At 40.3% G+C, this 22377-nt stretch carries 24 protein-coding genes and 1 other annotated feature; of the genes, 5 read left to right on the plus strand and 19 right to left on the minus strand.

Features of this window, described 5'->3' with window-relative positions; all coding sequences use genetic code 11:
- The first annotated feature begins 52 nt into the window (after positions 1–52).
- Positions 53–1237, plus strand: a complete 1185-nt coding sequence (locus tag Q0J48_RS00285) for an acetyl-CoA C-acetyltransferase (protein WP_296240507.1) — start codon at positions 53–55, stop codon at positions 1235–1237.
- A gap of 71 nt (positions 1238–1308) precedes the next feature.
- Here the strand turns inward: Q0J48_RS00285 and Q0J48_RS00290 are convergent, their stop codons facing one another.
- Positions 1309–2106: a sulfite exporter TauE/SafE family protein gene (locus tag Q0J48_RS00290; protein WP_296240508.1), complete on the minus strand. Its 798-nt coding sequence runs from the start codon at positions 2104–2106 to the stop codon at positions 1309–1311.
- Between the two features lie 139 nt (positions 2107–2245).
- Here Q0J48_RS00290 and Q0J48_RS00295 point away from each other — a divergent pair, with 139 nt between their 5' ends.
- Positions 2246–3145, plus strand: a complete 900-nt coding sequence (locus Q0J48_RS00295) for an ROK family protein (RefSeq protein ID WP_296240514.1) — start codon at positions 2246–2248, stop codon at positions 3143–3145.
- Between the two features lie 108 nt (positions 3146–3253).
- A complete protein-coding gene (locus Q0J48_RS00300) occupies positions 3254–4117 on the plus strand; it encodes an AraC family transcriptional regulator (protein ID WP_296240516.1) in 864 nt (287 codons plus the stop codon).
- A gap of 19 nt (positions 4118–4136) precedes the next feature.
- Here the strand turns inward: Q0J48_RS00300 and rbfA are convergent, their stop codons facing one another.
- The 7 genes from rbfA to gmk form a co-directional block, all read right to left on the minus strand.
- Positions 4137–4484, minus strand: a complete 348-nt coding sequence (rbfA, locus tag Q0J48_RS00305) for a 30S ribosome-binding factor RbfA (RefSeq protein WP_296240524.1) — start codon at positions 4482–4484, stop codon at positions 4137–4139.
- Entirely contained in the window at positions 4484–6331 is a 1848-nt protein-coding gene (infB, locus tag Q0J48_RS00310) for a translation initiation factor IF-2 (RefSeq protein ID WP_296240528.1), read from the minus strand. Before infB ends, rbfA begins: the two co-directional genes overlap by 1 nt.
- On the minus strand, positions 6276–6632 hold the full coding sequence (locus tag Q0J48_RS00315; protein WP_296240532.1) for a hypothetical protein: 357 nt from the start codon (positions 6630–6632) through the stop codon (positions 6276–6278). Before Q0J48_RS00315 ends, infB begins: the two co-directional genes overlap by 56 nt.
- Positions 6625–6882, minus strand: coding sequence for a YlxR family protein (locus Q0J48_RS00320; RefSeq protein WP_296240535.1), 258 nt, complete (start codon positions 6880–6882; stop codon positions 6625–6627). The genes Q0J48_RS00315 and Q0J48_RS00320 overlap by 8 nt, the downstream gene beginning before the upstream one ends.
- Before the next feature lie 8 nt (positions 6883–6890).
- The gene (gene nusA, locus Q0J48_RS00325) at positions 6891–8522 is read right to left on the minus strand and encodes a transcription termination factor NusA (protein ID WP_296240539.1); all 1632 of its coding nucleotides are present in this window, start codon (positions 8520–8522) and stop codon (positions 6891–6893) included.
- Positions 8523–8532: 10 nt separating this feature from the next.
- The gene (rimP, locus tag Q0J48_RS00330; RefSeq protein ID WP_296240542.1) at positions 8533–8991 is read right to left on the minus strand and encodes a ribosome maturation factor RimP; all 459 of its coding nucleotides are present in this window, start codon (positions 8989–8991) and stop codon (positions 8533–8535) included.
- Between the two features lie 95 nt (positions 8992–9086).
- On the minus strand, positions 9087–9665 hold the full coding sequence (gene gmk / locus Q0J48_RS00335; RefSeq protein WP_296240545.1) for a guanylate kinase: 579 nt from the start codon (positions 9663–9665) through the stop codon (positions 9087–9089).
- Between the two features lie 98 nt (positions 9666–9763).
- Here gmk and Q0J48_RS00340 point away from each other — a divergent pair, with 98 nt between their 5' ends.
- Positions 9764–11398, plus strand: a complete 1635-nt coding sequence (locus Q0J48_RS00340) for an NFACT RNA binding domain-containing protein (protein ID WP_296240552.1) — start codon at positions 9764–9766, stop codon at positions 11396–11398.
- Positions 11399–11419: 21 nt separating this feature from the next.
- Here the strand turns inward: Q0J48_RS00340 and Q0J48_RS00345 are convergent, their stop codons facing one another.
- Genes Q0J48_RS00345 through Q0J48_RS00375 form a run of 7 tightly spaced genes read right to left on the minus strand, consistent with a single transcriptional unit; the run spans position 11420 to position 16126 of the window.
- Positions 11420–11725 carry a (Fe-S)-binding protein gene (locus Q0J48_RS00345; protein ID WP_296240612.1) on the minus strand — a complete coding sequence of 102 codons (306 nt, stop codon included), beginning with the start codon at positions 11723–11725 and terminating at the stop codon, positions 11420–11422.
- Positions 11726–11739: 14 nt separating this feature from the next.
- Complete coding sequence (locus Q0J48_RS00350) at positions 11740–11925, minus strand: hypothetical protein (protein ID WP_296240557.1); 186 nt, start codon at positions 11923–11925, stop codon at positions 11740–11742.
- Positions 11922–12497, minus strand: a complete 576-nt coding sequence (locus Q0J48_RS00355) for an RnfABCDGE type electron transport complex subunit A (protein WP_296240569.1) — start codon at positions 12495–12497, stop codon at positions 11922–11924. The genes Q0J48_RS00350 and Q0J48_RS00355 overlap by 4 nt, the downstream gene beginning before the upstream one ends.
- Position 12498: 1 nt before the next feature.
- Positions 12499–13149: an electron transport complex subunit RsxE gene (locus Q0J48_RS00360; protein ID WP_296240578.1), complete on the minus strand. Its 651-nt coding sequence runs from the start codon at positions 13147–13149 to the stop codon at positions 12499–12501.
- A gap of 10 nt (positions 13150–13159) precedes the next feature.
- Entirely contained in the window at positions 13160–13672 is a 513-nt protein-coding gene (locus Q0J48_RS00365) for an FMN-binding protein (RefSeq protein ID WP_296240588.1), read from the minus strand.
- Positions 13669–14817, minus strand: a complete 1149-nt coding sequence (locus Q0J48_RS00370; RefSeq protein WP_296240590.1) for an RnfABCDGE type electron transport complex subunit D — start codon at positions 14815–14817, stop codon at positions 13669–13671. The genes Q0J48_RS00365 and Q0J48_RS00370 overlap by 4 nt, the downstream gene beginning before the upstream one ends.
- A 10-nt stretch (positions 14818–14827) precedes the next feature.
- Entirely contained in the window at positions 14828–16126 is a 1299-nt protein-coding gene (locus Q0J48_RS00375) for an RnfABCDGE type electron transport complex subunit C (protein ID WP_296240591.1), read from the minus strand.
- Between the two features lie 131 nt (positions 16127–16257).
- On the opposite strand from Q0J48_RS00375, the gene Q0J48_RS00380 reads away from it, so the two are divergent.
- Positions 16258–17370, plus strand: coding sequence for an FAD:protein FMN transferase (locus tag Q0J48_RS00380; RefSeq protein WP_296240592.1), 1113 nt, complete (start codon positions 16258–16260; stop codon positions 17368–17370).
- A gap of 40 nt (positions 17371–17410) precedes the next feature.
- Here the strand turns inward: Q0J48_RS00380 and ileS are convergent, their stop codons facing one another.
- From ileS to Q0J48_RS00400, 4 genes are all read right to left on the minus strand, one after another.
- Entirely contained in the window at positions 17411–20137 is a 2727-nt protein-coding gene (ileS, locus tag Q0J48_RS00385) for an isoleucine--tRNA ligase (protein ID WP_296240593.1), read from the minus strand.
- Between the two features lie 30 nt (positions 20138–20167).
- Positions 20168–20382, minus strand: a binding site (T-box leader).
- Positions 20377–21150 carry a YlmH/Sll1252 family protein gene (locus Q0J48_RS00390; protein WP_296240594.1) on the minus strand — a complete coding sequence of 258 codons (774 nt, stop codon included), beginning with the start codon at positions 21148–21150 and terminating at the stop codon, positions 20377–20379. (Overlaps the previous feature by 6 nt.)
- The gene (gene sepF / locus Q0J48_RS00395; protein WP_296240595.1) at positions 21134–21571 is read right to left on the minus strand and encodes a cell division protein SepF; all 438 of its coding nucleotides are present in this window, start codon (positions 21569–21571) and stop codon (positions 21134–21136) included. The genes Q0J48_RS00390 and sepF overlap by 17 nt, the downstream gene beginning before the upstream one ends.
- A gap of 96 nt (positions 21572–21667) precedes the next feature.
- Positions 21668–22375: a transglycosylase domain-containing protein gene (locus tag Q0J48_RS00400; RefSeq protein ID WP_296240596.1), complete on the minus strand. Its 708-nt coding sequence runs from the start codon at positions 22373–22375 to the stop codon at positions 21668–21670.
- Positions 22376–22377: the final 2 nt, after the last annotated feature.

Raw genomic sequence — 22377 nt, forward strand, 5'->3', positions numbered from 1 at the left:
TGATAAAGTCAAAGGTGGTAAGAAATACCTTAAACAAAATGGAGGAAAAGTCATGAGTAAAAAAATCGTATTAGCTGGTGCCTGCCGTACAGCCATTGGGAAAATGGGTGGTGCTTTAAGCAATACACCGGCTGCTGACTTAGGAGCTATCGTAATCAAAGAAGCTCTTAATCGTGCTGGTGTAAAACCGGAACAAGTTGACGAAGTTTTGATGGGATGTGTTATTCAAGCTGCACAAGGACAAAACGTTGCCCGCCAGGCATCGATCAAAGCTGGTTTACCAATTGAAGTTCCTGCAGTCACTTTGAATGTTGTTTGTGGATCTGGTTTGAACTGTGTGAATCAGGCTGCCGCAATGATCAAAGCTGGTCAAGCGGATATCGTCGTTGCAGGTGGAATGGAAAATATGTCTATGGCTCCATTCGCATTGAATAAAGCTCGTTTTGGTTACCGTATGAACAATGGTGTATTGGTGGATACGATGATCAACGATGCATTGACGGATGCCTTCAATCATTATCATATGATGATCACTGCCGAAAACATCTGCGATCAGTGGGGATTGACTCGTGAAGAATTGGATGCATTCTCTGCAAATTCTCAGCAAAAATGTGAAAAAGCGCAAGCAGAAGGTAAATTCGATGATGAAATCGTACCAGTTCCTGTAAAAGTTAAAAAAGAAATCGTTGAATTCAAGAAAGACGAAGGACCTCGTGCTGGTACAACACCAGAAACTTTAGCCAAACTTCGTTGCTGCTCTGGTAAAGATGGTGGATTGGTTACAGCTGGTAACGCTTCCGGAATCAACGATGGAGCTGCTGCCATCGTAGTGATGAGCGAAGAAAAAGCAAAAGAACTTGGTGTAACTCCAATGGCTACTTGGGTTGATGGTGCGTTAGCTGGTGTAGATCCAAAGATCATGGGTATCGGTCCAGTGGCTGCTACAAAAAAAGTTATGGAACGTACTGGATTAAGTGTTGACGATATGGATCTGATCGAAGCAAATGAAGCGTTTGCAGCTCAGTCTGTAGCTGTTGCGAAAGAATTGAACTTCAACATGGATAAAGTCAATGTCAATGGTGGAGCCATTGCCTTAGGACATCCGGTTGGCGCTAGTGGATGCCGTATCCTGGTTACCCTGTTACACGAAATGCAAAAACGTGATGCAAAGAAAGGTTTAGCAACTCTGTGTATCGGTGGCGGTATGGGATGTGCCACGATCGTTGAACGCGACTAATTGTAATGCAATAAAAAAAGCTGTATCTTTTCGATCATTGATCAGAAAAGCTCTACAGCTTTTTATTATGGTTAAATATTTGTGTAATGGAAAATATTATAAATATTGATACAGATAATCAAGATCATCAAACCGATAAACAGTTTGTCCACGGTTTTCTCATCGATCTTTTTGTTGATCTTTCTTCCGCATACCCCACCAAGGATTCCGCAGACGATCATTCCTGCCAACAACAATATTTCTATGGAAGGCAGCCCGCTTAAAAGGTTGCTGATCAAACTCGCACCTTGAGAAAACAAAATGATATATAAAGAGTTTTGAGCAGCTTCTTTTGTTTTCATCGTAAAGAAATAATAAAGAACGACCAAATTAATGGGTCCTCCTCCGATTCCCAAAAAGGAAGAAAAACCGCCTAAAATCAATCCAATCAACAAACAAGACAGTAAGTTTGTCACCCGTAAAGTATGGATCTTATCTTTATTGATCGTATAAATCAAAGTTCCCAGTGTAATCAACAAAAGAATAGCCGCCTGGACAGCCCCCGCGGTATTCGGTGTTTCAAACAAAGAAGCGACAAAACTAAAAAGTTCTTTTCCGATCAGTCCGCCTATCGCCGCTCCAATCGCTAACGGAGTTCCAATCTTCATATTAACGGAAGAGTCTTTAGCGATAAAACTTTTACAAACAGAGTACGTGGTCATCGATAAAACTGTACAGCCCGATAAAAAATTGATCACGGATACATCCAGCACACCGAAGGCATCCATGACCGGCTTGATGATGATTCCCCCGCCAATCCCACAGATGGCTCCGATGATCGAAGCTGAAAAACTGATCAAGAAAAACAATATATACATAAAATCATTCACCGCTTCCTTTTTTAATATTTTATAACAGAATCCTCGAATTCTTTAAAAATATCTTGTTCTTTTCTTTAGATGAATTGCCATTCCTTCAGTCAAATCACAAAAATTCGTTTATAATAGAAAAAAAGGAGTATTAAATATCATGAAAACATTTATTGCAGTGGACTTGGGAGGAACCAATATTCGTGCCGCAATCGTGCAAGAAGATGGAAAAATCTTAGATGTCCAAAAATCAAAAACCGAAGCACATTTAGGAAAAGACCACGTCATGAAAACCATGGAAGACCTGATTGCTTCTTTAAAAGGTTATGAAGAAGCGGAAGGTATCGGTTTAGGAATTCCAGGCCCTACGGATACGGTCAACGGTAAAATCATTATTTCTAACAATTTACCGGATTTGATCGGCTATCCTATCGCAGATCATATCCGAAACCGTTTCAATAAGCCGACATTTATGGCAAACGATGTAAAAGTGGCAGGTTTGGCAGAAGCATTGCTGGGTGAAGGACGCGGAAAACAAAATGTATACTTTATGACAATATCCACCGGTGTAGCCGGCGCTATGATCTTAGATGGAAAAGTGCTCTCCGGATTCCATGGACATGGCGGAGAAATTGGAAATGCGATCATCGATCCCACTCGCGATCCTATTGCCGGTTTAAATCCGGGAGCCGCTGAATCTTGGGTATCCGGTCCGGCCATCGTTCGTGAAGGAAATAAAGCTTGCCAAAAAACATTTGAACACGCTGGTCAACTATTTGAAGCTGCCACAACCGATCCAAATGCCAAACAAGTTGTTGAACGTTTTAAAGACGATCTCGCAGTTTTATTAGCGAACGTATGCTTTGTCTGTGATCCTGAAATGATCCTGATTCAAGGTGGTGTCATGAAATCAAGCGCTGATTTCCTGGAAGATGTGCAAGAACGAATGAGAAAACTGCTGTTCCCTGGAATGCGCGAAACAACATTAGCCAGCGCCACCATTGAAGAACCAGGTCTTGTAGGGGCTGCGATGCTCGCAAAATCACAAATGAATGAATAAAATCGCCTGATTATTATATTTTCTTTGTTTTTAACCGATCGAAAGGATCGGTTTTTTTTATAATATTGCGTTCTTGAAAAAGGACCGCAATAAATTTATAATATTCGTATGCCGAATCAACAATATATCATCAATGAAAAATCTTTTGATAATATCAAAATGAATTTAATTTATATCTCGCAAGGAATCTATGGAGATGACTGGCATAGTAAACAACATATGCATCATTGTACAGAATTATTCTATGTGACGAGAGGAAAAGGTTTATTTCAGACCGCTAATGAAACCTTACATCTCAAAGAAGATGATCTCGTTATCGTCAACCCTAATGTCAGTCATACAGAACTTGGATATGATAACAATTTATTTGAGTACATCGTATTAGGCTTTGAAGGCACTGAGTTTTATGAAAAAGGATTAAAGCTCGAAAGTGATGTATTTTGTGCGAACTATCAAGATTATAAACATGAGATCTTATTTTATTTGAAGACTCTGCTTCTGGAAGTCAAAAACCAGGAGCCCTATTATCAGGAACAATGCCAAAATCTTTTGGAAATCTTAATTATCAATATTATCCGTCGTTCCAAGATCGAATTACATATCTCCCCAAGCAAGAAAGTCAATCGAGAATGTATTTTTGTCGAAAACTATATCAATGAACACTATAAAGAAAATATCACCTTGGATCATTTGGCTGAGGCTGCCTATGTCAATAAATATTATCTAGCACATACATTTAAAAAACAAAAAGGGATCTCCCCTATCAACTTTCTTCTGGAAAAACGAATTGAGGAATCCAAGATTCTTCTGCGAACGACAAATCTATCCGTGAACGAGATCAGTCAAATTGTTGGATTTTCAAGTCAATCTTATTTTGCCCAAAGTTTTAAACGAACGATGCACCAAACACCATTAGAATATCGTCGTGCTCAAACTGCCGATGAATCCCGAAAAAGAGGTTCTGTCTTCTGAAGACAAAACCTCTATTTTTTTATTGTTCTTGATGAAGATCGTGTAAGATCTTTTCAATGCGGTTTCCTTGTTCCAAGCTTAAGTCTTGTACAAAGACCAGATCCGGCATTTTTCGAATCTTGATCTTCTTTGCCAGATTCGATCGAATAAATCCTTTACTTTGATTCAAAACGCGCAGTCCGGCATCATTACGCGTCTGTTGCCCGAGAAAAGAAACATAGACTTTGGCTAAACTTAAGTCTTTTGTACATTGAACATCCGTTACAGTCACAAAGCCTAGCTTTGGATTCTTTAATTCGAACTGAAGGATCCTTGAGATCTCCTTTAACAGGATATGATCCATTCTTTCTGCTTTTAAAACAGCCATTATGCCTCCTGCACTTCTTGATCTTCGTAAGCTTCAATGATGTCGTCCACTTTGATGTCATTATAATTTTCAATGGTCATACCACATTCAAAACCATTTGTAACTTCTTTAACATCATTTTCAAAACGACGAAGAGAACCTAATTTTCCTTCGTATTGGACAATGCCGTCACGAATCAGACGTACTTTACAATCACGGCGAACACAGCCGTCAGTCACCATACATCCGGCAATCGTTCCGACTTTTGAAACCTTATAGATTTGTCGAACTTCTGCCTGTCCAATTACGACTTCCTCATAAACAGGAGCCAGCATACCTTTCATGGCTGATTCGAGTTCTTCCAAAGCTTTATAGATGATATTGTGCAGACGGATCTGAACACCCTCCTCTTCGGCTTTCTTTCGAATCGCAGCACTTGGTCGAATGTTAAATCCATAGATAATGGCATTAGAAGCCATGGCTAACATGATATCAGATTCTGAGATCGTGCCCACTGTTGAACGAATGACATTGACGCGCACTGTGTCTACATCCAATTTTTCCATACTGGCTTTTAAAGCTTCGGCAGATCCCTGAACATCCGCTTTGATCAAAACGTTGATTTCCTGTAAGTCGCCTTCTTCAACCTTCTTGGCCAGATCTTCCAAAGACATCGCACTAGTTTGATTACGCTCTTTCAAAATCTGTTTTTCCAGACGTTGATTGGCGATTTCTTGCGCCTTCTTATAATTTGCATAAGCCATGAAGACATCTCCAGCACGAGGAACATCATTCAAACCGATGATCTCAACAGGACAACTTGGTTCTGCATGTTTGATCTCCTGCATACGATCATTGGTCATCTTACGAACGCGACCAAAAGAGCTTCCCACAACGATACTATCCCCTGCATGCAAGGTGCCTCTTTGAACCAATAAGGTCGCAACTGGACCACGTCCTTTATCCAATTTAGCTTCAATAACTGTACCGCTGGATAAACAATTTGGATTCGCTTTTAATTCCTGCATATCCGCAACCAGCAACATGGTCTCTAACAGTTCCGGAACCCCTTCGCCTGTTTTAGCACTGATCTTAGTGAAGATCGTGTCTCCGCCCCATTCTTCTGGCATGATACCAAGCTCAGCCATTTCCGACATGATACGGTCAGGATTGGCTCCCGGTTTATCCATTTTGTTGACCGCAACCACAATAGGTACGCCGGCTGCTTTCGCATGATCGACCGCTTCTTTGGTTTGCGGCATAACACCATCATCAGCCGCAACAACGATAATAACGATATCGGTCACTTGAGCACCACGAGCACGCATAGAAGTAAAAGCTTCATGGCCTGGAGTATCTAAAAAAGTTACTTTGCGGCCATTGACATTGACCTGATAAGCTCCGATGTGCTGTGTGATTCCACCAAACTCTTCACCTGTGACATTGGTTTTACGAATCGTATCCAACAACGTTGTCTTTCCATGGTCTACGTGTCCCATGATCGTAACGACCGGAGGACGAGGGACCAAATTCTCTTCTTTATCTTCGATGTGACCCAGCTGTTCTTCAATATCGTCTTCTTCAATAATGATCTCTTTATGCGGTTCACAATGGAACTCCATACAGATCAATTCAATATCGTCGTCGCTAAGCACGGTATTGATCGTAGACATATTTCCCATCATAAATAAAAACTTGATGATATCGGAACTATTTCTTTTTAAAAGCTCAGCTAACTGGCCCACGGTCAAAGTATCATGATAAGTAATTTCTTTAGGATACTCTACTTTTTTCGTCGGTTGTGGTCGGTTGTTATTTCGCTGATTGCGATTCCGATTGGGTTTTTTCTTTTGTTTGTTGTAAGCCATCTGATATCACCGTTCCTTTTCTTTGTTCTAATATCCGACTCGCAAGATTGCGATCCGTTATAGAAAATGCTACAAAAGATCGTTTCGTGATATGATCAAATTCTGTTTGATCTACACCAAAACAAGGTATTTCATAAAATCGGCATTTATCCAAGATCTTCTTCTTGGAATTTTGACCCATCTGATTTGAATAGATAACAAGTTTCGCCGTCTGATTCTGGATACTTGGCAAAAGTTTTGATCCCTTACAAATCTTATTTGCCTTAAATGCAACTTGGGCATAAGTGATCCATTTATTCATCACAGTACGTTTCCAATTGATCAAAGATCTCTTGCGGGATCGTTGTTTCTAAAGCACGATCTAAGGCATGATTCTTTCTTGCCTTCTCAATGGTTTGTCTTGAACGAGAAACATACGCTCCATGTCCATTCTTTTTCCCTGTAGGGTCGACAACGATCTCCCCTTCCGGTGTGCGAACAACACGGATCAATTCTTTTTTAGGAAAACGTTCTTGCGTTACAACGCATTTACGCATAGGTATCTTACGCATAGAAACTCCTAATCATCATAGTATTCGTCGAATTCTTCATAATCGACGTCTTCATCCCAAATATTTTCTTCTTCCATCTGTTGTGCTTCAATTTCCGCAAGTTCTTCTTCAGAATAAATCGGGCGCATTTGTTCGAACTGTTGTTTTGCTTCAGAAAGATCCGTCTTCTCTTCTTTAGTTTCTTTAGGCTCTTCATGTTTTTTCTTTGAAGTTTTTGAAACCGTTTCTTGTTTCGAAGAAGCATCCGCAAAATTTTCAAACTTGGATGTGTATTCAACGACAGGAGCAGCAGATGCTTTCTCTTTTCGTTTTGCTTTCGCAATTCGAGCAGCCTCTTCCATTTCATCCATTTCTTTTTTCTCTTGTTCTTTTTCAAACAATGTTGTTGTGTTTTGAAGAGGTGCTTCTTCTTCGATATCCAACATCGTATCTACATCTTCATAAGTGAAATCAGCGACATCGACATTTTCGATCTCAGTATCCGCTTTATTCAATTCTTCAATACGCAATTGTTGTTTATAAGCGCGTTCTTTGGCTTTCTTAGCTTCATATTCTTCTTGCATCTGTTGAGAGATCGCACGATAATCAATACCTAATTCATCCATTTCCGTATCCGATTTAATATCGATCTTGCGATTGGTCAACTTAACAGCCAAACGAGCATTCTTTCCTCTTTTTCCAATCGCCAAAGACAGCTGACTTTCTGGAACAACAACGATCAATCCATCTTTCACTTCTTCGTTGGGAATCACCGCAATGGCTTCACTTGGACTCAATGCATTTTTGATCAAATCCGAAATATTGTCAGACCACTCAAAAATATCGATTTTTTCTCCATGAAGTTCATTGATGATCATCTGTACACGAGAACCTCTTGGCCCAATACAAGCACCGATCGGATCGATATTTTCATTATAAGACTGAACCGCAATCTTGCATCTTTCGCCCGGTTCACGAGCAATCGCTTTGATCTCGATAATACCCTGGTAGATCTCAGGTACTTCTTTTTCAAATAAACGTCGGACAAACACCGGTGTTGCACGAGAAACTAAAACCTGTGCTCCCTTTGTATCCTTGTTGACCTCGGTGATCACCACAAGGATCTTCTGGCCTTCCCGATAGATTTCACCCGGGATCTGCTGACTTTTTTTCATCATGGCTAATGTTTTGCCAATGTTGACAATCACAAACTTTGGTTCGACTGTTTCGATTGTACCCATGACCATCTCATCCACTTTATCGTTATATTCTTCATATACGATTTGTTTTTCAGCTTCACGGATCTTTTGTTTGATAACATTTTTCGCCAAGACAACAGCGGCACGGTCAAATTGTGTATAGTCAACTTCTTCATCGATCATATCGGAGATCTGAGCATTAGGGTTGACCTTCTTGGCATCTTTTAAAGAAATTTCCAGTTCATCATCTTCGACATCTTCCACAACGATTCGCTGATGATAAAGATGGATCTCTCCGTCCACAATTTCAGCTTTCACATAGGCATCCGGAATTTCGATATGTTTACGATAAGCCTTGATCATCGCTTCCTTCAAAGCATCTTCCACGATTTCCGGTGTCAATTGTCGATCAGTTTCAATTCCTTGTAATGCTTTCGCAATGGATTCAACTTTTAATTTCATATTTATCTCCTTAAATTTTCACAGCAGTACGTATCATCAAAATATTATCGCGATCAATATCGATGGTTTTTAATCTTGTTTTGTTTCGATATTCGATCTTAACACATTCATTGTTTACTTCTAAAAGGTTTCCGGTCACAGAGTCCAATCCGTCTTTTGGATCTTTTAATTTACAAAAAACATACTGACCCATCGCATTTTGAAGTTGTTCTTCATTTTTCAGCTCTCTTTCAGCTCCAGGCGAACAAACCTCCAACATGTATTCTGTCGCAAACCAATCTTTTTGATCAAGGACCTCACTGATCGCATCGCTGCAAACAGCACACGTATCCAGATCCATTGATCCGTCTTCTTTTTCGACGCTAATTCGTAAAAGCGGGGGTCGTTCTGAACTCAACCATTCAATATCATACAGATGACATCCTTTTGATTCCAAGATCGGTACGATCCACTCTTTTAGTTTGTCCATACTCTCTCCTTTTCAAAATGAAGGAGTGGGAAATCCCACTCCTTGTTGTTTATACATCGATAATTTAGCACACTTACGAATCAAACGCAAGATGATTATTTGTTTTCTTCCAGTTCTATATGCCTTAATATGATCGTTTCAATCAATTCTGCGGCCAACTGCGGATCATCGTTGCAGACGATGTATTTATACTGATACACCATCTTCATTTCATTGGCTGCTTTCGCTAGGCGTTGTTGAACAATCTCCTCAGCCTCAGTTCGGCGGCCGCGAATTCTGCGTTCAAGTTCTTCCATTGACGGCGGAACGATAAAAATGCTGATCGCATCCGGACATTTCTTTTGAACTTGTGTGGCTCCTTGCACTTCGATCTCCAGCAAAACATTCTTGCCCTCATCACGCAAGCGATTGACTTCCTTTAATGGAGTTCCATAATAATTACCTACGAACTCTGCATATTCCAACAATTCCCCCTCAGCGATCGCTTTTTCAAAATCTTCACGGGAAGTAAAGAAATAATCCACTCCATCAACCTCTCCTTCGCGAGGCTTTCTTGTCGTCATCGATGTTGAATAAGCAAGATTCAGTCTTTGATCTTCTGAAAAGATCTTTCGTATCGTTCCTTTGCCGACTCCGCTAGGTCCGCTCAGGATGATCAACAACCCACGTTTCATAGCTGCTCTCCTTTTTCATACATTTTACACCACTTCATGATAGAGTCAAAACAAAGTTTCGAATATGCTATAATATATGGCAAAAAAGGAGTGATCATATGGCTTTGGATGGTTTGTTGCTTCATGTTATCTTAAACAGGCTCCAAACTTTGTGCCCCTGTAAAATCAATAAAATTCAAAATATCTCAGATGAAGAAATTGTTTTTCATGTATATACAAGACATGGAAATGAAAAAATTGTTGTCAATGCGCATTCGAATTCAAATCGGATCTATTTGGATCCCTATGCGACTTCTTCGATGCTGCAGCCCTCAAATTTTGTAATGGTGCTGCGAAAATGCTGCAGTCAGGCAATCCTGGATCAGATCCGACAAATAGGATTTGATCGAATCTTGGAATTCAGCCTAGTCAACCGCGATGAATTAGGAGACACAAAACAATATAAACTGTATGTGGAATTGATGGGAAAATATTCGAATATGGTCTTGGTCGATCAAGACGGCATCATCATTGATGCTTTAAAACGGATCCCGATCTATGAAAATACAAAACGGATGATCCATCCGGGAGCGCAATATACCTTCCCGGATCCGGGACAAAAACAAGATCCTTTACATGTGGATCAAATCGATCGAAATTCCTCCTTGGTCAACCAAATCTATGGATTTTCTCCGTTGTTATCGAAAGAATTCTTAAAAAGAATGCAGGAAGGTCAAAAATACGAAGAAATCTTACAAGAACTTCTAAACTCAAAATATTTATATATTTATAAGAAAGACTTTCACTGTTTAGCCATGACACATCTAAAAGAAAGTCCAAAACAATTTGAATTTATGGAAGGCTTCCACCACTTATATGCAGAGGAAGAACAAAAAAACCGCATACGTGAACAATGCCAAGATGTTTATCGAGCTGTAGAAAAAGAACGAAAAAAAGCTGAAAAAAAACTGCCGAAACTCCAAGACACCTTAGAACTTTCAAAAGATTATTCCAAATATCAAATGTATGGAGATCTTCTGTTTGCATATATGGGTCAAATCAAAAAAGAAGAAGTGGTCAAACTTCCTTCTTTTGAGACCGATGAGATCATCGAGATCCCTCTGGATATGCGATACGACATCAAACAAAATGCGAACCGCTATTATCAAAAATATCATAAAGCGAAACGTTCGATCTCAATCTTACAGGAGCAGATTCGTCAATGCCAAATGGACATCGAATACTTTGAACAGCTTCATGAACAACTGCAGCATTGTACGATACAAGATGCATTAGAAATCAAAGAAGAATTGATCAAGGAAAAGATCCTGCGGCCGAAAAAAAATTCATTGTCGAAAAGAGGCAAGAAAAAGCCGAATATTTTATGTCTGCAAATTCAAGACGATTTGATCTATGTCGGTAAGAATAATCTCCAAAACCAGACAATCACCTCAAAGATTGCCAATAAAAAAGATCTCTGGTTCCATGTGAAAGATTATCATGGATCTCACGTTTTACTCAAATCGGAAAAACCGACAGAACAAACAATACGAATGTGTGCCAATTTAGCGGCTTTCTTTTCCAAAAGCAAAGACTCAAGCAGTGTTCCCGTGAATTACTGTCCTGTCTCAGAGCTAAAAAAAGTGCCTGGCGCAAAAACCGGATTTGTCACAATGAAATCCTATAAAACAATTTATATTGATCCTCAAGAAGCTCCTGTGGAAGAATGGATCCAAGCATACAAAAAGATCTGACATAGTGCCAGATCTTTTCTTTTATCCTTTGAGCTGAATGGTGGATCCATCCGGACCCGGTGTATTTTTTAAATAGTCGATGATCTCTTGCTTCTTCTCTGCCTTGCATGGTTTACAAGCAATCGTATCCATATCTCCAGAAACTAAAGCTTCTGCCATTCCGGAACATCCAGGAAAGCCGCATCCGCCGCAGTTATAACCCGGAAGCATGGATGTAACATCATCTACGCGCTTGTCTTGTTCAACTTTTAGGAATTTATCCGCAAAGCCTAAACCAAGACCGAGGATCGCACCTAAGATCAACATCATGACAACTGCTATCAAGATAGTTTGTACCATAATTAATTTCCTTCTTTCTCCTTATGGGCAGGATTATGGAGGCATGCGTAATCATGACAACCTTCACAATCTGCCTTTAAGTTTTCACAGCCTTCCGGTAATGGAGTCTTTTTATTCATTAAATAAAGACCGATATAAATCAACACCAAGGCCGCAAAAAACAAAACGGCTAAGATATATTTGATCATACAATGCCTGCTAATCCGCTAAATGCCATCGACATGATCGCAGCACAGATCAACGCAATTCCGTTTCCCTGAAACGCTTTAGGAACACTGCTTAGATCCAAACGTTCTCGTATCGTAGAGAAAATGTAAAGAACTAATGCAAAACCTAAAGGGGTTCCTACTGAATAGACCAACATATGGGAGAAATCATAAGCGTTGGTAATGTTGATCAAACAAACATTCAAGACAACACAGTTTGTCGTGATCAAAGGCAAATATACCCCTAACGATTTATATAGACTTGGACTATATTTTTTGATAAACATCTCTGTCAGCTGCACCAAGGAAGCGATGACCAAGATAAAGGTGATCAGTTCCATGAATTCAAGACCAAGCGGTACTAATACTAAATAGTACAATCCATAAGTGACCAGTGCGGCTACGACGATAACAAATACAACGGCTACCCCCATACCCAGGGCACTGGATTGTTTCTTGGAAACTCCCATGAACGGGCACATTCCTAAGAACTGATTCAAGATCACGTTATTGATCAGTACACATGTGACAAGTAAAGTAATCAATTCACCCATACTATTTCTCCTTTGCCTTTTCTTTTGAGTCTAAATGTGTTTTATAAGCACCCACGGCAGCCGCTAAACATGCAAATGTAATAAATGCACCTACCGGCGAACCAAAAAGACTGATTGTGAAATCTTCAGGGAACAGTGTCAAATCTAAAATCACTTGCGCTGTATTAAACGGATTTGTGATCAAGATACCACCTGTCGACAAAACTTCACGAATCACCGACATCGCAAGGACGGCCAAAGTATAACCGCATCCCATACCAATACCATCTAACGCGCTGTCAAAAACACCATTTTTGCTGGCAAAACTTTCTGCACGTCCTAAAATAATACAGTTTACAACGATCAAAGGAATGAAGACCCCTAAGCTTTCATTCAAAGCGGGCGCAAATGCCTGGATCAGCATTTGAATGATCGTAACTAACGTTGCGATGATCACGATATAAACCGGAATACGAATCTCATCCGGTGTAATCTTACGAATCATAGAGATGATGACATTCGACATCGTTAAAACGATGATCACCGATACCCCCATCCCAATCGCATTGTTGATGCTCGTTGTGATTGCTAATGTAGAACAGATCCCCAAAAACAGTGAAAATACAGGGTTGTCTTTGATCAATCCGTTTTTAAAATTTTGAATTCGATTCATGCTCACCCTCCTATTTCAACTGCGAAATCTTCTCAGCCGCTTCATGGATACCATCCACGACAGGCTGCGAGCTCACTGTCGCTCCTGAAATCGTATCCAATTCACCATCCGCAAGATTTCCTTCCAAAGATTCTTTAAATGGATCTTCCAGGACCTGAGTACCTAAACCACTTGTATCTCCATTGGAGATCGCAATAAATTTATCGATCGTCAGATCGGAAGAATTGATTGAAACCAAGAAAGTCGTTCCGTCTTTATATCCAGGAACACTCATATTGAAAATATAGAGATCGTTGTATTGATAGACTTTGTTGATCGTTGTCGAATCTAGATCTGAAATATCGATTGCTTCAAAAGTGGATGGATCCGCATCGGGATACATTTCCAACAGAGACTCTTGTTCTTGTTTCTCGTTATTTTTTGCAATAACAGGTTCTGTAATTTCGTTAAAAAACGCTAAAGCGCCACCAGCCAATACAGAGACGATTGCCAGAAATAATGTCAGATGTAATATTTTTTTCATAGACCGGCCTCCTGCGTGATATAAGCTGTATTCGAAGATGGTTCAACGGAAGTAACAGGTTCGATCGAACTCGAAGCATAGAATGTGATCGCAAGACCGATGATTCCTAAACAAAGAGAAATCACATACGCTTTCTTTTTGATATCGAGCTGTTTTCCATCCAACGCATTTTCAATCATTGGCGTAAACATATTCATCAACAAGATCGAGTATAAACATCCTTCTGGCAGATTGGCTTTCAATCGTAACAACACCGTGATGATCGCCGCTCCTAAAGCAAAGATCACACGTCCTTGTGCACTGGTGGGCGATGTCACCGGATCTGTCAACATAAATACTGCACCAAAAGCAATACCGCCAGTGACCATATGCAGACATGGATACCAGATAAAGCCTGGGATGCCGTGATAAGCGTCAATGCCGCTCAATAAAGCGACGATAGCCGTCATAATGAAAATGGATCCTAAATAGACAACCGGAACTCGCCAGTCAATAATTTTCCTTACTGCAAACCAAACACCAATCAACAGAATCGCAATCGTGAAAGTTTCTCCTAAGGCTCCGTCATAGAACCCCAGCGCCAAATTGCCAAATCCTCCAAACTGATTTAAGAAAGAATCCAAGGCCTCACTGGTAGCAGGAAGCCAATTGAATGAATTGGCCAAGGTCGTTGTTGGAGTGGCTCCCGTTGTGATTCCATTGGCAGCAGCTCCTGTAAAAGCGGCAAAGATCACTGCACGACCCACGCCGGCCGGATTGAAGATGTTTTGCCCGAAACCGCCAAAAAGAAGTTTTCCAAAGACAATAGCAAAGATTGTTGCAACAATCAAAGCGTAGCAAGTCATCGTAGCCGGTACCATTAAAGTCAAAATGATACTCGTGACCCATCCAAAAGAAGTCTTTAAGTACTCAATAGGATTTTTCTTATAGATCTTTGCGAAGATGGATTCACAAATGACCATCGTAACCAAAGAACTTACCAGCAAAAGGATCACATGCAGCAAATAAGCGCTGCCATATGTCGTTGCGTAATAATAACAAGATAAACAAAACAACAACAACAGACCCAGCGTGAGTTCAGCCATGATCTTTTGTGTCGTCAAGTGTCCTCTTAAGCTAGGACTTACATGAAAATTAAACTTCATCCTCTACACCTCACGCCTTTTTCTTTTTTAAAGAAACAATTCGTTTTGCTTTACGAACGTTTTCTGTAACATCGATGTGACTTGGACAAACATAAGTGCAAAGACCACATTCAATACAACTTAAGGCCCCGCGTTTTTCCATTTCGTCTGCATTGCCCATTTTTACCGCCATAGCGATACGTACCGGCTGTAAACCGCTTGGACAATGGTCACTGCAGCGTCCACAGCGCAAGCAAGCAATCTCATCGTCTGGGACATGTTTCAAAACCGTGATGGCATTGGTCGCTCTATCAACGACAAACTGATCATTTACGATCGTTTTACCCATCATCGGACCTCCCGCAATCAGACGTACGCTATCCGATGTATAGCCTTGACAAGCCTCGATCAGTTCACTGACCGGTGTTCCCACAGGACAAACGATATTGTGCGGTTCTTTGATTCCATCGCCAGAAACGGTCACCGTTTTTTGATAGATCGCATCGCCGTCTTCAAAAGCATCCGCTACTGCCATAGCTGTCGAAGCATTGGAAATGATCGCCCCTGCTTCTCCCGGAAGACGATCGTATTCTTTATGCAGGATCTCACGCACCAAAACACGCTCCCATCCCATAGGATATACATCTGGAACAGGACGTACAGAAATTCCGTCTTTGGACTGCAGTTGACTTTCTACAGCCTGGATCCAATCGGGATGCGTCTTTTTGATCGCAATATAGACGTTGGCAACATTTGCCATCTTCTTTAAGATCTCGCAGCCTAAAACCAAACGAGACACATTTTGCATCGTATGCGCATAATCCGCTGTAATATAAGGTTCGCATTCAACAGCGTTGATGATCACACAATCCATCCCGTCCGTTTTTTGGTATTTGATATATGCTGGAAAGCCAGCTCCACCAAGTCCGACGATCCCCGCCTGTTTTACTTGTTCTACACATTCTTCATGAGATGCAGAAACGTAATCTAAAGGTTTCAAAGCCTGGATCTTGTTCTGTACTTCCGATAACTCGATCACCATATGATCGATCGGTTTTAAACTGGCGCTCATGCGCTTTTTTAAACCACGATAAAAACCGCTGACGCTAGAATAGATCGGAACATAAAAGCCAGAACGAGTAACCGCTAGTTTGGTCCCAATCTCAACTTTGTCTCCTTCTTGGACTAAAACTTCGAGATCCATATTGGCTCCGGCCGCTAAAGGAATATAGACTTCCTTGGATGGCGAAACATGGAGGATCTCTTTTTTATCTGTCAAATCTTTATGACCCGGAATAAAGTGGTGCATCGGGCCAAGAAACAATGACATTGTCATCCCTCCTCAAACAAAAATCATTCCTACCTATTTTATGCCTTTTAAATAGGAACTTCAAGCTCTTTCAAAAGAACCTGGTCAGAGAATTCATGGACAATTTGAAAGCTTTTTTTTATAATACTCCCATGAATAAAACACATTCTTTACGAAGCTGGATTTTGATCTCTGTCTGTTTTTTAATTTTGATTGGCAGCATCTCTTATTATTTTTCAAATCCCGGCTCGAAACATAACTCATCACAACAAATCACCTTTACCGATGTCGGATTTGATACCGCCATTACTTTTGAAGCTAATTGTTCAAAATCCGACTTTGATCATTATGCATCGATCGTTTCAGAAACCTTTCAATCTTATAATCGGCTTTTTGATCAATATCATTCTTATGACAATATCAATAATGTCTACACAATCAATCACAACGCCTACAATAAAGCCCTGTCGATTGATCCTGAATTGAAGAATCTCATCCAAATCGCGATGAACTTCAATGCGATAAACAGCAAGTTTGACTGTACCCAAGGAGACCTTTTAGATCTTTGGCACACCTATCGCGAAGAAGGATTAACATTAAACGCCAATGGACAAGATGGCAAAATACCAAATGATCAAGATATCAAAGACGCGCTTGAACATGGAGGAAACGATAAAGTCATTCTCCAGGAAGATACGATCCAATTCACGGATCCCGATACAAAAATTGATCTAGGAGGCATCGCCAAAGGTTATGCCACCCAAAAGGCAAAAGAGCGATTGGAACAAGAAGGATGTCAGGAAGGTTATATCAATGCAGGAGGAAATGTCGTATTGATTGGAACCAAATCAAATGAACCTTGGAAAATCGGAATCAAAGATCCAGATCAAGAAGCCTCTGTGATCGAAGTGACATCCAAAGAGCCAAAGTCATTTGTAACAAGCGGAGACTACCAGCGATATTATAAGGCCAACGATCAGATTTATAGCCATATCATTGATCCAGATACCGGCTATCCGGCTACGTTTCATCGCAGCGTTACAATCATCTGCGAAGACAGTACATTGGCAGACTTGTTAAGCACAACGCTGTTTTGTATGCCCCTGTCAGAGGGAAAGACCTTTTTGTCTGAACACTATCCTGATGTCCAGGCAATCTGGATCGATGATGTGAATAAAGATGGCGAAAAGCCCCTGTTCCAAACACGAGAATACAACATCTATGCAACCGATAACTGTAAAGATCAAATCGCTTTGATTCAATAAAAAAGCCGCAACAAGTATTAAAGCTTGCTGCGGTTTTATTTTAGGAATTTAAGATGTGATGACAGCGGTCACACAATCCGTCTTCGTTTTCACTCGTTGTAAAGTTCCAACAGCGAGGACATGCATGTCCGTCGGCGTGTTCAATTTTAACGCCACAGAATTCATAAGAATCTAAATCTTCGTCCGAATACATAAACTGAGAAACGATCAACCACTGTGCCGGTTTCTTCAGAATCTCTTCCATGATGCTTCGAGTTTCCGGATCCACATGAACACTCACTTTTGCCTCCAAAGATTTACCGATATCTCCTTTGGCTCTCGATTCTTCCAATGCCTTTAAAACATCTTTTCTGACCTTAAATAACACATCCATTTTTTCTTTTAAGGATTGTGCATCAAATGGCAGATCCAATGTTTTAAATGCCGTAAGATGAATCGATTCAGGATCAAACTTCATGAAGTCATTGATCTCTTCGCAAGTATGACAAAGAATAGGAGCCCAGAGTTTCGTTAAAACTTCAATGGCGTTATACAGAACTGTTTGCACCTGTCTTCTTTGCGGATCATCCAATTTTTCGATATACAAGATATCTTTTGTATAATCCAGATAATACGCACTCAGTTCATTGGTCATCAAATTGCTCAATGTCTGAACAACATCCGCAAAACGATACTCAGCGTATGCTTTTTCACAACTTTGAACAACATCATTCAATCGAACCAAGATGTATTGATTTAATGGTTCCAATTGATCAAATGGCAAACAATCATTTTTTCCAAAAGAATGATCATCCAAGTTGGCCATTAAGAAACGGAATGTGTTGCGAACTTTACGATAGTTTTCGCTGACTTGTTTTAAAATGTTTTGCCCCATAGAGCAATCGGCTTGGTAATCTACACTGGAAGCCCATAAACGCAAGATATCGGCTCCATATTTTTTCGTGATCTCACTCGGTGCAACTGCATTCCATTGTGATTTTGACATCTTGACGCCTTTTTCATCCATGACAAATCCATGAGATAAAACTTCCTTATAAGGTGCCTTGCCATAAACAGCAGTTCCCACGATCAATGAAGAGTTGAACCATCCACGATACTGGTCAGATCCTTCAAAGTAAAGATCTACCGGATATTCGTAGCCACGCTCTACCATACATCCTGTATGCGAAGATCCGGAATCAAACCAAACGTCCATCGTATCTGTTTCTTTTTTAAAGATTCCGTTTGGCGAATGTTCGTTCGTATAACCTTCTGGGACCAAATCTTTGGCTTCTCTTTCAAACCACACATTGGAACCGTATTGCCCAACTAATTCAGCCACATGATCAAAGATCGCATTGTCCATTAACGGTGTGCCGTCTTCTCCGTAAATGATCGGGATCGGTACTCCCCAGGCACGCTGTCTGGAAATACACCAGTCCCCACGGTCAGCGATCATATTATGCATACGTCCTTCTCCCCATGCAGGAACCCAATGAATGGAATGAATCTGATCCAACAGCTGCTCACGGATCTTATCAATAGATGCAAACCACTGTGTTGTTGCACGGAAGATAATAGGTTTCTTCGTACGCCAGTCATGCGGATAAGAGTGCGTAATGAATGTTAGATTTAACAAATACCCTAATTCATCTAATTTCATCGTTACCGTTTTATTGGCATCTTCCACATACTGTCCGGCTAACCATTCTCCGCAATCTTCCATCATGCGTCCTTGTTCGTCAACATTGCAGTAGACAGGAAGATGATAACGCATTCCGGTATTGAAGTCGTCTTCCCCAAAAGCCGGAGCCGTATGGACACATCCTGTACCCGCATCAGCGGTAACATAATCAGCCAGCATCAAAAGACTCTCTCTTTCTGGGTATAAAGGATGGGTACATGTGATCATTTCAAATTCGGACCCTTTGAATGTTTTTACGATTTGATGACTGCTGCATTCAAACTTTTCACATAGAGAATCCACCAGTTCTTCTAACATCACGAGTTTTCCTTTGTCAGTTTCCACCAAAGCATAGGTCATATCAGGATGGACACAAATACCCAAGTTGCCAGGAATCGTCCAAGGCGTCGTTGTCCAAATCACAAAATAAGTATCTTGATCTAAGACCCCTTTTCCATCCTTGACAGGAAATTTCACATAGATTGTCGGTGATTTGATATCTTTGTATTCTACTTCAGCTTCTGCCAGTGCAGATTCACTGCTTGGTGACCAATAGACTGGTTTTAAACCTTTATAGATCAAACCTTTCATGGCCATATCCGCAAAGATCTGGATCTGATGTTTTTCAAACTCTTTTTGAAGCGTGATATAAGGATGATCATAATCTCCGATCGAACCTAAAGACAAAAAGCCTTTTTTCTGTTTTTCAACTTGCTCCATCGCAAAGTCATAACAAATCTTTCTAAATTCCGCGATCCCGATCTTTTTTCGGTCATATCCCAATTTTGTGACCGCTGTTTCGATAGGAAGTCCGTGAGTATCCCATCCAGGGATATAAGGAACTTTATCGCCCATCATAAAATGAGATTTGTTGATGACATCTTTTAAGATCTTGTTTAAAGCATGTCCCAGATGAATGTCCCCATTTGCATAGGGAGGACCATCGTGAAGCACAAAGGATTTCGCATCCTTTCTGCGTTCAAGCATTTTTTCATAAAGCTTTTGGTCTTGCCAACGTTTTTGAAATCCAGGTTCTTTTGTCGGTAATTTACCTCGCATTTCAAAACCCGTCTTAGGCATGTGCAAAGTCTGTTTGTAATCCATGATTTCCTCCTTAATAAAAAAACGTCCTTTTCCAAGGACGTAAAACACGCGGTACCACCTTAGTTCACTGGCCATAGCCAATGCACTTCATTTCGATAACGGAATGATCCGGAACTTCCTACTGAGAATTTCAGAAGTTCAGCTCAGAAGGGATACCAAAACCTACCCTATATAGTCATCGCACCATATTGACCACTCTCTTGATAGGAATCTTGATTTTGACTTGTCTTCATCAAAGCCTATTTAAATTTTTCAAACGATAGAATCCACCGATCTTTCTTTGTTTTAGAAACAACACCTAAACAATGAAAGCGCCCGACCCCTCGAATAGAAACGTAATCATTATGGCATAATTGTTCATTATCTTCAAGAATAACATCATTCAATTTGATCATTCCCTGTTCAATCATCTTCATGGCTTTTGACCTGGAAATATTTGCCAAAGAAGCAACGACAGAATCCATCCGGAAAGAAGAAACATTGATCGAACACGTTTCAAGGATGGGAGTCTTCCATTCAAAATTGAAATTTTCTTGAAAACAAACCGGTGCACGCGCAACAAATCGCAATTCATTACATATCCATTCCGAGATCATTTGTTTGCATACTAAAGCGATCTCGTTCTCATCAACACAAATATCCCCGATTTGATCGCGCTGCAAGCCTAGATTCATTAAAGCCCCTAATACATCTCGATGTGATAATATACGCTTGTCATAAGTATAGGAACTAGAAAGAATTGTATAATCATAGTCCGGTTCCATGGGCTCATTTGCCAAAAAGGCAATTTTACGAACGGCTTGATCATAGCCGCCATAAAACGAAAGAAAGAGCTTGTTCCCATTCAGCTGCTTGACAATCTCTTGTTCAGCCGGCGTTAAAAAAGAGGTCAGCAAGGGACGCTGATATCGCATGACCGAATGGATCTGGTCCTGGATATGAGCGGCAAAAACTTCATGACCTCTTAAAATATTCGCTCTAAATTTTAAATTTGTATTATTCGTCGAAATCATCTGGATTTCCTAAAGAAATCGTTCCTTGAACACCGATCTCAGCAGGGGAACACAAAATGACATTCTGACCAATCTTTTGAATCTTACCATCTAAAGCAAAAACAACACCTGTTAAAAAATCAATCGTACGTTGTGCATAATCACGATCCAATTTGTGTAAATTCACAACCACTGCACGACCTTCTTTTAACCGTGTACCAACTTCTTCTGCTTCACCAAAACTTCTAGGCTCAAACAAAACCATTTTTGTTTTTGTGTTCAAAGTAGCAGAATTTGTTCTACTTTTTGGTCTTTCATATCGATTCTGAGGTTCAGCCTCCGTTTCTGCTGCCATTGTCTGCGCTACAGGCTGTTCTTCGTATTCCTCTTCATCTGGGTCAACAGGTGCTACGAAATCTTTCACTTTATCCATAAATCCCATGGGTAGTACCTCCTTATCTCCAACATTATAACATAGAATGTGAATTTGAAAAGGACATTTCAATGAAATACAAAGCTAAAAATAGAACTAAAATTCTCAGGAAATTTCATCAATTTTCGATTGGAGTTCATTAATGCGATATTTATCGATAAAATCGTATTTTACCATCTGCCCAAGCACTTGATAAGCCCGCTGTTTAGCAAGATCTGGATTGTTGCTTAAAGAGTAAACACTCGGTGCATTCGGGATCCCGGCCAGCACAATGGATTGTTCATCATTCAAAGCCGCAGGTGATATTCCGAAATAACCTTGGGATGCTTCCCCTATGCCATAGTATCCTTCACCAAAATAGATTGAATTCACATAAAATTCTAGAATTTCATCCTTTGAATACGTCTTCTCCATCTTAAAGGTCATAAATAATTCAGCGATCTTTCGTACAAAATCTTTTTCTTGAGAAAAATAAAGATTCTTTGCGAGCTGCTGCGTAATCGTTGAACCCCCTTCAATCAAAGCTCCTTCTTTCAGATTGGTCAAAACTGCACGGCCAATGGATTCAATATCGATTCCTTTGTGATGATAAAAATCATGGTCTTCCACCGCGATCACAGCATCCAGATAAATCGGAGAAATATCGTTGATAGATGTATAGTTTGGCTGATTCTGGATCTCATCGATCTTTTCTTGGAGATCTTGAGCGGCCAAAGCAGATCTATATTCGTTATATCCCATAAATGTCAGCACCCCTAAAGCCAGTGAAATAATGATAAGGAGTCCTAAAAACAGAGTACCGATCTTTTTCATAC

The organism is uncultured Faecalicoccus sp., from assembly GCF_944325745.1.
GTDB lineage: Bacteria > Bacillota_I > Bacilli_A > Erysipelotrichales > Erysipelotrichaceae > Faecalicoccus.